Source organism: Pseudomonas sp. LTR0 (assembly GCF_036630035.1).
GTDB classification, from domain to species: domain Bacteria; phylum Pseudomonadota; class Gammaproteobacteria; order Pseudomonadales; family Pseudomonadaceae; genus Aquipseudomonas; species Aquipseudomonas putida_Y.
Window position 1 is genome coordinate 3857125 of the sequence record NZ_CP123734.1, and the last position, 14130, is coordinate 3871254.

The following is a 14130-nucleotide window of genomic DNA, read 5'->3' on the forward strand; positions in this document are numbered from 1 at the left end:
CGGGGCCTAGGCGCCGAAAACAAGGAGTACTAATGAGAACGATCATCGGCCTAGCTGCCCTGGCGCGGTCAGGAAAAGACACCGTGGCGTCGATGCTGCTGAGCTACCCGGGTGTAGCCGCCTATGCTCTCGCTGATCCGTTGAAGCTCGGCTGTCAGGCTCTGTTCGGCCTAACCGAAGACGAAACCTGGTGCGACGACATCAAGGAACAAACGATCGAGCTGTGGGGCCGCTCGCCTAGAGAGTTCTTCCAAACGGTGGGTACCGAATGGATGCGCAATCATAACCCAGACCACTGGTTGATCCGAGCAGAACGCGAAATCAATCCACCTGCAGCTTCGTTGACCGGTGCGGCCACGGCCAGTGGTTCAGAGGCAGAGGACACCCCGTTCACCCTAGCCGCCCGTGCCATTTTTGATTTCACGCACGAGCAACTGACTAACCCGGCACTCCTGAGTACCCTCGACACCACCTGGGGGCTCTCACCCGGAGAAGCAATCGACCTGCTCAAAAGCCACGCTTATGCCCTGTACCCTGACTACGACACCCGGCGAGCCCAACGTCCTATTGAACCTCTAAAGCCGAGAAGCAAGATCCCTGCGGACGCCACGACGGTGATTTTCAAGGACATCCGCTTCGAAAACGAAGCTGCCTTTCTCCGTGCGCACAATGGCCAGATCTGGCACATCGTTCGCCCAAATCTCCAGAAGGTGAATGCACACTCATCCGAGCATGGCATCGCCAGAGCCCTAGACGACCTGCTGATTACTAATGACGGCTCCCTCGGCGATCTGCAGACAGCTGTTCAAAACGCATGGCAACAATGCAGCACCACCCAACACCGCAACACAACCAATAAAAACAAGAAAAAACAATAAGAATAAGAAGACAGACCGATGACAGCCATTGAAAACAAGCCAGTCGCAGACGACGAAGCCTTTGCAACTAGAGAGGATGACCTAGGCCCGATCAACCCGCCGGAAAGCATTATTGATGACGGCGATTCGATCATCCGAGTAATCTCGTTAGATGACACTGAGATTCCGTGCCGCTACATGCTCAGCCCGCATTACAATCCGCAATCTGACTTATGTCAAAAGCTTCACTTTGTATTTATTAATTATGCGCCCGATCGTGCGAGCTCTAACGGCTACCTTCTGCGCACCAGCATTGAGCATATGCTCGACTATGTAAAGAAGCACAACGATCGAAATCCAGTTCCGCTACACGTCAAAAAGTTTGTAGATATTTCGGGTGAGGTGTTCCAAGGCTACATTGACTACCTACTGGACAACAATCTCCCCATCGCTAACGCCGAAAAATTCAAAACGGCCTGCAAACTAGTAGCTGACGACACGGGGCTGATTCCCAGGCTGCTACTCCCAATCGTTCCCATCACTAAAGGTAAAGGGAGCCCTCCCCTATCCGATGAAGGCTTTGAGACATTTGAGAGGGCCTTCCGCATGCACATGCTGAAGCTCAAAGCAAAATTCAGTTTCCGAGAGGAGGTCGAAGCTGCCCAACCATATACCGCTGCCGAAATCTTGGAGACAGTGCGGCCTGCGTGCACCAAGCGCAGAATATTTGAATGGCATTACTACTTGCTCAAAAATAAGCAAAGAACAAGACTTTCAGCCTTCACATCTCGTCTAGCCAGATGCGACGATGTTGAAATTCGATCTTTAGCCACCGATGAGAACGCCAGAGAAAAATTTCATCTCATTTATGAACGTGACAGGGGTAACTATACACTCAGTGGCGAGGCCGACCCGCTCAACACTGGTGGATTTGCTCATTGGCAAATGGATTATGCACGTGCGGTGCGGACGCTTATAAACCACGGCTTCCCCTTCAGCTACGACAGGGAATTACTCTTCACTAAATATGCCCACGCTGAGACGACAGTTATCGAGGAAGGCTGCGACGATGTAATCAAAATTATCATTCATCGTCTAACCACGGCAAACCGCACTAACGGTAAGGCAATCCAAATTTTAAGCATGGATGAGATGCTGAACCTTTACTACCCCAACGTCGTCGACATGGCTGCAATTCTCATGTTCATGATGTTCCAAAGCGGCTGGAACAAGGAAACAGCTCTGGCGATTGACCAAGACGATTTTGAACACCTTCTGACTGGCACCATTGAGGAAGCAATCAAAGTCGTGTGGTCTGAGAAAAATCGTTCTCAGGGCGCAGGTAAACCGTTCGAGTCACCAAAGCGCATGAGCTTGCCGACGCGCAAGGGTGATCCGCTTAGCTTCTATACCCTCATCGAGATGGCTAAAGAGCTTTCGGCACCGTTCGCTGGTATTCCATGGGAAGTCATCTCAGCCAAAACAAGCGAAGACAACATGAACCCGATGTTCGCTTGCATCAGACCTTGGGGTGAGTGGCGCAAGGGCGGTCGCCACACCTCGATAGCACACCCTAAGACGTTCAGGATCGGCGTTCAGCAGTTCTTGCGGCAGTACGAGGTCATCGACAGTGGTAAAAGGCTGACAACAGCCTCTGAGCTGACCCGCCGCTTCCGGCCAACCTGGCTGCTGTATAAGAAGAAATACAACCCCGTCGCCCTGCTCTCCCAGACCCTGGGCCATGCCGACCGGGAAACCACCGACATCTTCTACGACAACTCCAGTGCAGCGCACATGGAGCGACTCAAGCGCCTTCGCTCAGAGCTGGAAGAAGTGATCAACCTGCTACGAACGCGGCAGTTTAAAGGTCTGCTGGGTAAGCAGGCGCAGGCTGACGCGAAGACCAACCTCAAGGTCTTTCACATTCCTGGCAAGACCCAGCCGCTGTGGAGCTGCGCCGACCAGATGAGGCCCGATTGGGCGGGGTCTGAGATCATTGTTAGCACGGGCCGCAAGTGCTTCGCCATTCATGAGTGCATCTTCTGCAGCCGACTGCGCCTGTTTGCTGACTCGCTGCCGTACCTGATGGAACGCGAGGCCCATCTGTCAGAGCTCTTGAACGAGGAAAGCGAAGACGGCTTCCGCTCGCGCCTTGCCAAAGAAAGGGAGGTCATCCAGTACATCATTGATGAATGGGGGGACGAGGACGATGTTGAGGCCGCTGAGCGGTATCGCCGTTACCACTCCCCGCTGCTCCCACGCGACCTGAAAATGCTGGAAATCATCTTTGAGAGCGAGGCCGAAAATGTCTAATAACACCGAGCAATTCGACCTGCATTACACCGAAGATGGCCACCAGCCTGCTGATGCCAGCGAAGCTCAAGCGACCGCTCAACAACCTGACGTCAACCAAGCCATCGTTGACTTGGAAGAAGCTAAGCAGACGAAAAACAAGGCCAAACAAAAAGCCAGGAACGAAGACCAACCAGATGACGAACCAGAAGACGATGGGGAGCTAAGCGAGGAAGAGCGCCTGCTTCAAGAGGCTGAGGAGGACTCTGCCGAATCGGAGCTCGAAGAAGTTGAAGGGCTGAGTGAGGAGCTCGACACTGCCGTTGCAGAGCCATCCATCACGCTGGTCAAAAAGCTGGAGCTTACGGATGGAAATTTCCCTGTTTGCGAGGCCTCCGACTATAAGGCCGCTATCTGGCGCTTTCCACACGGCAAGCATGCATTTCCTAACAACGTTCGTTTCGACCGAAAGTTGCCTGGCTCCAACGATCTCAAGCGGGCGCTGATCTATCACGTCATTCCTGAGTTTTCCCCATTCAGCTACATTCGCTCAGCAGTCACCACAAAACAGTGGGGTGGTGAGTACAAGAACCTTGAACAGTACCTGTTCGAGCCGAACAAGATCACAGCACGCCCCGAGCACATCCGGCTAGTTTCAACCCCCATGGTGCTGAAAGCGTTCGAAGCGGCCAAGAATAGCGGGTTTAAGCACAACTACTTCGCGCTTTTCAAAACAGTCCGACTCTGGATCAACCTATCTCAACACAAGCTGATTCCTGAAGAACTGCGCCTCGACATCAAGCTCGACGAAATCGACACCCCGGAACGCCGGAAAGAAGTGATCAAAAGCCGCTTCCAAGGCACCATGGACGGCTGGGTCAGCTACTCGGAAGAAGATCTTGAGATCCTGATGGATTACTCGATGTTCTGGCTCGAAGGTGTCATGCCCAAGCTCAAACTGCTCAAGGATTACCTGGTTGACACCAAAACGGCCTATCTTTCTGATCGTGTATTGACGCGTTCCACGCGTCAGACAAGGCTAGAAGAGCTAATGACAATCGAGTCTGGCGATAAGACCGTGATGTCACCGCAGATCCGCAATCACATCAAAGATGGTATCCAGCAGTTCTCGTACACCTGGTTTGACGGCTACAGCCGCGCGCTGGACGGCATCCGGAACGCCATCTTCATTTTGACTGCGCTGATCACTGGCGCCCGAAAATCAGAGCTTGCGATCATGCGCTTTGATGACCTTACCCAGGACGCAAACGGCGATTACTGGATGCGCATCGTGCGCTTCAAGACCGCCAAGAATCCGAAGCACGGGGAAGAAGATCAGCTCCCAATCCCAAAATTTCTGGGTGATATGATCCAGCAGTACGAAGACGTCCGCAGCATCGAGCCATTCAAAAAAGAAGGCTGGCTGTTCCAGGCTCAGCGCTCGGTTCGCAAGGTCAAAAAAGCGACCCCTGGCCTCATCAACTTCATCATTCTCCAACTCAAGCAAGAGTTGCCCATCGAGCGCCTGCACTGCCACCGCTTCCGCAAGTCCATCGCCGAGATCCTGATCAACCGGGACGAACGCAACATCGACATCATCCGCGCACTGTTCGGGCATCACAGCTACGCCATGACGCTGCGCTACATCGCCCGCAACCCGTTGATGGTGCGCACGGTGGCGATCGCGATCGAGCAGAGCTATACGCGGGAGTTCCACGAGATCGTTGCCGGCATTCGCTTGGGTGCGCACTCAGGCGACGCAGCCAAACGCATCTACAGCCAGATCTTCAAGCGCCCGGACGAGTTCGCCGGTAAGCAGTTCAAGCTGTCACTGCTGAGCTACATCTCCCACATCCTGGCCAGCGGCGAGCCGCTGTTTGTGCGACGGACAGCAGTTGGGACTTATTGCCTGACGGGCGAGCATTTCACCAATGAGACGCTGCCGCCCTGCCTGCACGGACGCAAGATCGAGGGTGACTTGATCATGCCGGATCCGAGCAACTGCCAACTGGACTGCAAGAAGATCATCGTGCTCGAAACGGCCAAGCAAGCGCTGGTCGACAACGAGACCTTCTACAACCAGGTGCTCCAGGCCGGCAATGGCAAGCTCGCCCACCACGTGGAATACGAGCTGCAGCGCCGGATTGCTTCCATCCAAGTGCACCTGGCCAACCTGAAAGCGACCGGCCATTCGTCCTCGCAGTTGATCGGAGTGACGCATGTCTAACATCAAGGACACACCGCTCCAATCAAACGAAGCGACCCCAGCCGCATCAGGTGAACCAGGGGTCGCCGATCGGCGGGCCCTGCTCGTCCAGCTGATCGTTGACCATCACTTGGCGGGCAATAAAACCAAGCTGAAGCTAGTTGAGCTCGCCAAAGGTGCCGGCATCAGCCGGCAGGCCCTAGATCGTTACTATGGCGACCTCAAGCCCTACATAACTGGCAAGCGTGATGTGGTGGAGCTGGTTGAAGGCTCCCCACTGCGCGAGCAAATGGAAACGCAAACGGCAATTAACGAGATTGAAACCAAGTACGAGAAAAAGCTGGAAAAGCTGCAGGTCGCCCACGAAAAGGCCTTGGAAAAGGCTTTGAGCTCGCATATCACCTCGCTCATGAATGGCGATATCGTGCTTCTTGAAAGCAACAAGATGCGCAGCGCCCTAGAGAAGCAGACGCTCCACAACGCCGAATTGCTGAAGCAGATCAGCCGTCTGGAGCTCAAATTGATGCAGTCGCATGGCCTGGCAGCGGGAGCGACCAGCCCTGGAAAATCGCTGCCAGCCCAAAATAAACTGGTGTTCAACGTAGATATCGAAACCTTGAGCATGTCACACCAGCGCGGCTCAACGCTTGAAGAGTTTGAAACGTCCAAGTCCAGCGAAATTCGCATTATTCGCGACAAGCTAGCAAAGTACCAAGGCACAAGCGACGTGCACGTGGTGATGTTTGCCGACCGCTACATATCACGATTTAGTACTTTTGCCGATAGCTACACAAGCCTGCGCAACGAGCTGAGCCTCATCATTCGGCTTCCACTTTTTGGTCGAAGCGAATTTCAAAACTTCTTAAAGCAAATACCCAGTGAGTTCAAACGAAGCATCCACATCCCCTACACCGCCTCTGAAAGTGAGAAAAAGGCTCAGCGCACCTTTATTTTTCAAAAAATTCAGCCACCCCTAATGGAGATCAAGGGGGCCGATACGGCCACTAATCCCAGCATCGAGTGGGGCGTCGATGAAGTTGTATTTTTTAAAATAAAGCAAGGCGATTGACTTGCGCCTAACAGAGGATGCTCGCAGATGCTGAAAATCACCACAAAAGATATCACTTACAACAGCTTGGAAACCTCCCAACAGGTTACTCATACCATCTTGATTGCCGAGCAGCGTGGTCAAAAAATCCTCCTTAGCCACCCAAACATTTTTCTTTATCAAAAAACGCGCAACTCGCTTAGAACCTCAAACCGGTACGCGTCGATCATTTCGATGTTTTACCGATTTCTCTCAACTCAGCCAAAATTCAAGGGTCAGGAACTTGGCGCATATCATATGCTTGCGGACAATCGCGACATCATGCGCTGGCAGGTTCAGCGACAGGTGGAGCGACTTCAAAAACAATCGCTGAGCCCCACTCTGGAAACAACATTTGAAGACGCCAAGATTCTCTTGAATTTTTTTGACTGGCTGAACACCAGAGGCTTTCTGACCAACGTCGATGTCGTATTCAAGACCTGGCGCGCGAATTTTCGCAGCACAAGGATGCTCAACTATATTCAGACCCGCAGCCGCATGAAGATCGACAGTGACAACATTAGGGTTCTGGAGAAGAAAAGTCGTCAACGACAATCCGACTTTCTTATCACCGACCAAGAAATAGAGTTACTGCTCGAAGCGTACACTGACCCCGTCTATGCGGTTCTATTCAATTTGGGACTAGGCACAGCCATGCGCCCCATGGATCTTGTAAAGTTCCCGCTATATGGGAACGGCAAAAATATCCACATCATGCCGTATTCTGAAATGGATCATACGGGGCCAAGCATGAAATATGAGGTCATTGGGAGCAAAGGGAATAAAGACCGAGAGATCGTCATCAACATGGACGACCTGAAAGCTCTCGAAGACAACTACATTATCCCTTACTATTCCATTCGGAAAAAGCTCTATAAAAAGAAGTACAGACATGATTGCCCACCGGGCATCCTTTTCCTCAATAAAAAGGGCGAGCCTGTCACTGAATCAATGATTGCCTCACGTACTAATGACGCAAAAGCAAAACTACTTAAACAAGGCAAACCATTCCGAGACCACATCACGTTCTATCAGAACAGACACTGGTGGCCGACACAGCACATTATCGCAACCTTTGGCGACCGACTGCTCACTGAGCCCATGGAAGTGCTTTACGCCGCCACCTCACAGGCCATCATCCAGCAGCTTGGACATGAGGACATTGAGACGACCTACAAATACTACATCGATATGGCACGGGTGATCATGATGGTGCACAAAGGCAAAACGTTCGACCTCATTGAGTCGCCCGTTCAGACTATTCGAGGCTTTGTCAAAGACCTAGACCTGCCGAAGGACATTGCGGTAGGTGAGCCTTCTGATGAAGGAGCCGAAGAAGCCGCGTGATGCTTAGAAACGGCTCCAACCACACGGCCAGCCCATCGCCTCGACGACGGGGCGCTTGGGAATGAGCGCGCGTGGGCATGGATACCAGACAGCGCCTCTGCAGTATGAGCGATAAGCTCATAGGGCTGTCGTCCCAGCACCTATGAGCTTTCTCATCAAGCGTTACCTCGCTACAGGCTTAACTGCTTCTGCTGGTCAACCAGGTTGGCAGGGGTGGATGCTATCGAAGCCACTTATAAAGGCGATAACCACCGTAGCCAGCCACAGCCACTGCAGCGGCTGGCCATGCAGCCGCTGTAGCTACAGCCATGACACCAGCCGCCATCCCGCCGCCACCCGCCGCAACGGCACCACCGCCCAATGCTGCGAGCGCAGAACTGGTCGCCGCTGCACCGCTCAGGCCGGCAGCGTTGGCTACTGCAACCGCGCCACCGTAAACCAAAGAGGCATTGGCTACGCCTGCCGCTGCCCCAGTAGCTATTGCCGAACTCGCTGCTGCTTTGTCACCAAATGCCATGTGCTCACCACTTCCTGATTGTGTGGATCAGTAAATATCATTTTGATATCACGCAGTAAAGGCCTGCTTATCCGAACGGTATACGTATCAGCCGCCAGGCAGCAGGCTGTTCTGTAGGCGACTGATGCCAAGAAACGTGAAGAATACATCTGTACTCCTCACCCTGAATGCTGCCCACTCCGCCCCCTCTTCAGTCCACTTGCGCCTGACATCAGCAGGCCTGCGCGCTTTAGAGGAGTAGTTGAGTAGCGCTAGCGACTGGTTGGCAGGGCAAGTAAGCTTCCCCAGGGTAGCCAAATGCCATATGCCACTAGGGAAGACGGGATGCTAGATACACGCCGCTCCATGCCTGCTGTGCTGGATCGCCACATCGAGAAAGAAGAGGATGATGCATTCGGGCACCGGCACTATGCTCAGGCGCTCCGGAGCCTGATTGAAAATGAAGGTCATCAGCCGCCATTCAGCATCGGATTGCTTGGCGGTTGGGGAACCGGCAAGAGTTCCATCAAAGAGATGTATACGCACGCCTTGGCTGATGACACCTCGACAGCGGGAGGACGCCGCCCGCGCAGTCAGCGCTTCAAAAGCATCACGTTCAACGCCTGGCGGTTCGGCGGCAAGGAGCAAGATATCAAACGTGCACTCCTGCGCCACGTGTTCCTGGAATTAGGTGGTGATGAGAGCAAGCTTCATGATGACCTCTATCGCAATGTCACCCACACAGAAACAGTCAACAAGGGTGTAGGTGAACTTACCAAGCAACACTTGATGAGCTGGGTCGCCCCGGTGCCGGCGTTCCTTATCGCAGTGGTCACCTACCTGCTATTCGTGGCTGCTGGCTTGAAATGGCTGCCGCTGGAAAATGCCGTCGTCCAGGCGATCGTGTCCCGGGAAGTGGTGTAACTCATCATGGTTCTGGCCGCTGAGTTCGCCGTTTAGTTGATCACGGCCGACAGCTTGGCCTGTGGATTATCGCTGACTGCCTCAAAGGCCTCCAACTGCATGTAACGCCGTTGCAGGCACCACTCGTCGTTCTGCTCCAGCAGCATCGCGCCTACCAGCCGTGTGATTGCAGGATCGTTGGGAAAGATGCCTACGACGTCGGTGCGGCGTTTGATCTCCGCGTTAAGCCGCTCCAGTGGATTGGTGCTGTGTAATTGCTGTCGGTGCGCTTTTGGAAACGCCATGTGAGCCAGCACTTCATCCTCGCAGCCGTCCATGAGTGTCGCGATCTTGGGGTATTTTTCGCGTAGCTGATCAGCGACCAAACGCCATTGCTGATGGCATTCGGCACGGCTGTCCTGGGCGAAGACTGTGCGCAGTAGGGCCGCCACCATGGTGCGCTGACCTTTGCCGACGTGGGCCATGGCATTACGCATGAAATGCACACGGCAGCGCTGCCAGGTCGCGTTGAAGACCTTGGAAACAGCCGCCTTGAGCCCTTCGTGGGCGTCGGAGATGACCAGTTTCACGCCCCGCAAGCCACGTCGCGTGAGGCTGCGCAGGAAGTCTGTCCAGAACGGCTCAGCCTCTGACGGCCCAACCCGCATGCCCAGGACTTCGCGGCCACCGTCGGTGTTCACGGCCACGGCGATTATTACGGCGACCGAGACGATGCGTCCGGCCTCCCGCACTTTGACGTAGGTGGCATCGATCCAGAGATAGGGCCAGTCGCCCTCAAGCGGGCGGTCAAGGAAGGCGTGAACGCGCTCATCGATCTCACCAGCTAGCCGTGAGACCTGGCTTTTGGAGATGCCGGTCATGCCCATGGCTTTGACCAGCTCGTCCACTGAGCGTGTTGAAACGCCTTGGATGTAGGCCTCCTGGATGACTGCCGCCATGGCTTTCTCAGCGGTGCGTCGAGGTTCAAGGAAACCAGGGAAATAGCTGCCTTGGCGCAGCTTGGGAATCTTAAGGTCGACGTCGCCTGCGCGGGTTTGCCAAAGACGATCGCGGTAGCCATTACGGCTATTTGTCCGGTCTGGGCTTTTGACATCGAAGCCCGCGCCGCACAGGCCTTCGACGTCGAACTCCATCATGCGCTGGGCAACGAACTGGATCATTTGCTTGAGCAGATCAGCGTCTGCCCCTTTCTCAACCAACTCGGTCAATGCGATAGTGGGCTTGGTCATCGTGGTTTCTCTGGTGAGTGTTTGGTCTTCGCAAACTCAACGTTAGCCAAGAACCACGATGACCATCCTCTTTCGCCCGCAGGGCGCCTTCGGCTGGTTCAGTTACACCACTTCCCGGGACACGATCGTCCAGGCGCTCTTCGTTGCAGCGGTCACTGGGATCTATGCGTATCTGATCAAGGTGATGAAACCGTCGGCGGTCAGCCCATTCAACACCATCACTCGCGTCCACCTGCCGAGCGCCAGCGCAGAGCAGTACGAAGAGATGCTGCTGCAGCAGTTGCGCATATTCAAAGCGTCGAAAAGTAATGTGGTGCCCTACGAGCGACTCGTCATCTTCGTGGACGACCTCGATCGGCTGTCGGCGGAGGAAATGGTGCTAGGCCTGGACGCCGTACGTACGTTCATGGAGATTCCGGTCAACAAGCTTCCGGATAACCTCGGCCTGGTGTTCGTGATTTCTTGCGATGAGGGCAAAGTCGCGGATGCGCTATCGCGTCGACGTGGCAACCCTGAGCAACCAGGCTCGGTGTTCAACCCCACTGATGCCCGGCGTTACCTTGATCGCATCTTCCAATTCAGGCTGGAGATTCCACCTCCGCCGCGAAGCGACATGCGTCAGTTCGCGCTTTCCAAGCTCAAGAGCTTCCCCGATCTGGTGAAAGACATTTCGGATAAAGGTGCCTCGGTTGAACAGGTGGTGGATCGGATGATTCACATCAATGTCACCGATCCGCGTAATGCCCTTCAGATCGTGAACGCGTTCACCCAGACCTGGTGGCTGGCCAAGGCTCGTGAGCTTGATGCCATTGGCAGCCAGCGGCCCGGTGGGCTGCATGAAGGTGCCGTCACGAACCACCCTGTTGCCCTTGGAGCACTGAGCGCAGCGCGGGTGAGCTTTCCCGGGTTTTATCAGGATCTTCAAAGCGACCCTCAGCTTCTGCAACGCCTGACAAATTTGATGGTGAGGCAGACACCATTCAAGGATGAACCCGTTCAAACGCGCCATGTTCTAAAGCGCTATGTGATTCAAATAGATGATGGGGACAAAACCAGCATCATTGATGAACATCGTGATCTGCGCCAGTTTTTGGCCAGCTTGGTAGGCATCCAGTGGCCGGACTCACTTCAGAGCTTGCTGTTGCTATCTGAGGATTTTGCGACCCGACAGTACGGCCCCCATGCTTCGCGGATTTATGGGTATCTGGTTTCTGGTGACACGCAAGGTTTTCTGGAAGCTCTTTCTCCTCGTGCCAATGAAAGCTTGAGCGATCAAGAGATGCAGCTGCTACACGGCATGCTGAGCGAGCTGCACCGAACCGAAGATGCACTCAAGTTCAATGCGATGCGCGTCGTGGCCGAGCTCATTGATCGCTTGCCACTGCGCACCCGCGATTTAGTCCTGGGCATCCTCAACAACGACATCGTGACGTCACCCGCCCTGCGCTCACTACTAGGCATAGAGAAGATCGGTCGCATCGCTGCGGTATCTAATACGGCGGATCAGAGGCAGATTGCGTCGGTGCTTATCGACTCGCTGCTGACGACAGACAAAGCCTGCACCATGCGCCTTGAGTCTGGGCAGATGCCCAACCTGGGCGAAACCATCAGCATGGTTGAGCGTGCAGCGCAAATTACACTCACCGTGTTCGCCAACCATGGTCTTCCATCGTTCTCCAAAGACCATCTCATGGCATGGCTCAAAGCACGTACGGTCAAAACCCCCTCAGGTTCTGTCACGCTTCCCTTTGCCCGCCTGCAAGGCTGGATGGACGCGTTCGAGACTTCGCTTTTGCCAGAGATAGGCATGGCCTATGTGGAGCAATTGACAACGGCGCTGCACGGCCATGAAGACCCTCACGATGAAGATGATCTGATTGACGGTTTGGATATGCAGCAGACGGTTGGCCGGATCAACAGCGTCTGGGATCGCATGTCGACCGAGGGTGATGAGAGCCGTGATGCGCTTTGGGAGCAGGTCACCAACCTGTCGACCATGACCTCACCACTGATAATCGGCTGTGTGATCCGGGCGCTGGAGAAACACGCCGTTTATTCGGATGAAGAACAGCTACTGAAATGCCTGGCCAGGTTCAGCATCCGTGTAGCCGACCTCGACAACCAGCCGATTGATTACCGTCGCGCGTATCGCTTGATTGTCGATCTTGGCGCAGAGCGCAAGGCGTACTTCAACGATGAGTGGCGAGAAAGCTACACCGATTTTGCCATCGCACTGAGCACAACCGCCGGGCATGCCGAAGATGCGGCAGAGGTTCTTCGAGAGTTTGTGGTGGAGCATCCGCGCAGTCTTGCAAGAGTGCTCGATCACTGGATCAGTCGCTCCCTCAGCGCCATCCCAAGCGTGTGCCGCAATCTGGTCTTTGAAGTATTCGGATCACTCTACGAGCACGACCAAAGCTCGCTGGCCAACCAACTGACCGCGCTCGTGAGCAGCCAGGAGCTGGACGACCAACAAGGGGCGCTCTACACCGACGCAGCCTCGCATATTCCCTTGCAACACTGGGGCGACAAGCAGCTACGCCCTCATGTGGATGCACTGATGTTGGCCGCCCCAGCGAAATTGGTCTCGTGGGACAATTTCCTGCGACAGCTTGTACCGGGCATCTCACTGGTGTTCATGCAGGCCACTCCGACAGTGCTTGGGCCAGCGCTACAGAAATTGTTCAGCGCCGCCAAGGGGCACAAGAATGCCTTCGAGAGTCTGCATAAGCACTTCTGTGGACGCTGGCCAACGATCGAGCAGCTTCCCCACGGCTACTCACCCCAAGCGCTCTTTAACGAAGCAAGGCAACAGGCTTTTTCATCAACTGGGACTGTCGGCAAGTACACGCTAGCGTCCATGGAAAGCATGATCACCAGCGGTATCGTACCGTCGGCACAAGGTGCCCAGTTGGTCGAGACAGCCTGTGCCGTGTGGCAACAAAATTCCGCACAAGCCATCGACTCTCTGACATCCGGACATGTACGACTGAGCAGCACTCAGCTAACGACACTGACTGATGGCGTCGACTTCAACGACGAAGCACAGGTTGAGATGCTTGAACGCGCCTGGACGGCGTTGATTCCTGAGTTGCCAGGGAACGAATACGTGGACGCCGGCAAAGCAGTGCTGCTCAAAGGCCCACGTGGCAACGTGAATGACCCTGATCTGGCCTTCTCCGTCTGGTGCCGAGCTCTAGGAATCGAAGCGTTCAACAATCTCGAATCAATGCTGTTGAACAGCGAGATCACTGACGAGCAGCGCAAACGGGTCTACGGCCACATCTTGCGAGCAAACAAGGATGAGAAGGAATCGAAAAAGCTGCCATCGCTGGCTCTTCAGCTATTGAAGATTCCGGAGAGCCCTCTCACCTGGGCAGCTGTCGATGAACTGCGCGCTGAAATCAAGAATCAGCTGGCTACCCATGAACAGCGCTTGGAATATGCACGCCTTCTACTCCGTGAGATTCCGCAAGCGGCTTCAGGTACAGCCAAGGGGTATATGGCTGCCTGGGCAAAATCGTTCGGAACCGAAGCGTTGCTCAAGGAGCTCGATCCCAAACGGTTATCAGAAGGCGACCTGCAAATCATCAACACTGCTTTTGGCACAAGCAAGCCTATGGCTGGTCTGATGAAACGCTGGTTCAACAGAAACTGAACAAGTCGACAGTTCCAGGAAGGCGGGCACCTTG

At 54.5% G+C, this 14130-nt stretch carries 8 protein-coding genes; 7 read left to right on the forward strand and 1 reads right to left on the reverse strand.

Annotated elements, in window-relative coordinates:
* Positions 1-32: 32 nt before the first annotated feature.
* The 6 genes from QCL51_RS17745 to QCL51_RS17770 all read left to right on the forward strand — a co-directional run bounded on the left by QCL51_RS17745 (position 33) and on the right by QCL51_RS17770 (position 9209).
* Complete coding sequence (locus QCL51_RS17745; protein WP_338443855.1) at positions 33-878, forward strand: deoxynucleotide monophosphate kinase; 846 nt, start codon at positions 33-35, stop codon at positions 876-878.
* An 18-nt stretch (positions 879-896) separates the two neighbouring features.
* Complete coding sequence (locus tag QCL51_RS17750) at positions 897-3170, forward strand: hypothetical protein (protein ID WP_338443857.1); 2274 nt, start codon at positions 897-899, stop codon at positions 3168-3170.
* Complete coding sequence (locus QCL51_RS17755; RefSeq protein ID WP_338443861.1) at positions 3163-5376, forward strand: tyrosine-type recombinase/integrase; 2214 nt, start codon at positions 3163-3165, stop codon at positions 5374-5376. Before QCL51_RS17750 ends, QCL51_RS17755 begins: the two co-directional genes overlap by 8 nt.
* Positions 5369-6424, forward strand: a complete 1056-nt coding sequence (locus QCL51_RS17760; RefSeq protein ID WP_338443863.1) for a hypothetical protein — start codon at positions 5369-5371, stop codon at positions 6422-6424. The genes QCL51_RS17755 and QCL51_RS17760 overlap by 8 nt, the downstream gene beginning before the upstream one ends.
* A gap of 27 nt (positions 6425-6451) precedes the next feature.
* Positions 6452-7789, forward strand: coding sequence for a site-specific integrase (locus QCL51_RS17765; protein ID WP_338443864.1), 1338 nt, complete (start codon positions 6452-6454; stop codon positions 7787-7789).
* An 841-nt stretch (positions 7790-8630) separates the two neighbouring features.
* Positions 8631-9209: a P-loop NTPase fold protein gene (locus QCL51_RS17770; RefSeq protein WP_338443865.1), complete on the forward strand. Its 579-nt coding sequence runs from the start codon at positions 8631-8633 to the stop codon at positions 9207-9209.
* Between the two features lie 32 nt (positions 9210-9241).
* On the opposite strand, the gene QCL51_RS17775 is transcribed toward QCL51_RS17770, so the two are convergent.
* Positions 9242-10438, reverse strand: coding sequence for an IS256 family transposase (locus tag QCL51_RS17775; protein ID WP_004575957.1), 1197 nt, complete (start codon positions 10436-10438; stop codon positions 9242-9244).
* 58 nt (positions 10439-10496) lie between these two features.
* Here QCL51_RS17775 and QCL51_RS17780 point away from each other — a divergent pair, with 58 nt between their 5' ends.
* On the forward strand, positions 10497-14096 hold the full coding sequence (locus QCL51_RS17780; protein WP_338443867.1) for a P-loop NTPase fold protein: 3600 nt from the start codon (positions 10497-10499) through the stop codon (positions 14094-14096).
* The last annotated feature ends 34 nt before the right edge of the window (positions 14097-14130 follow it).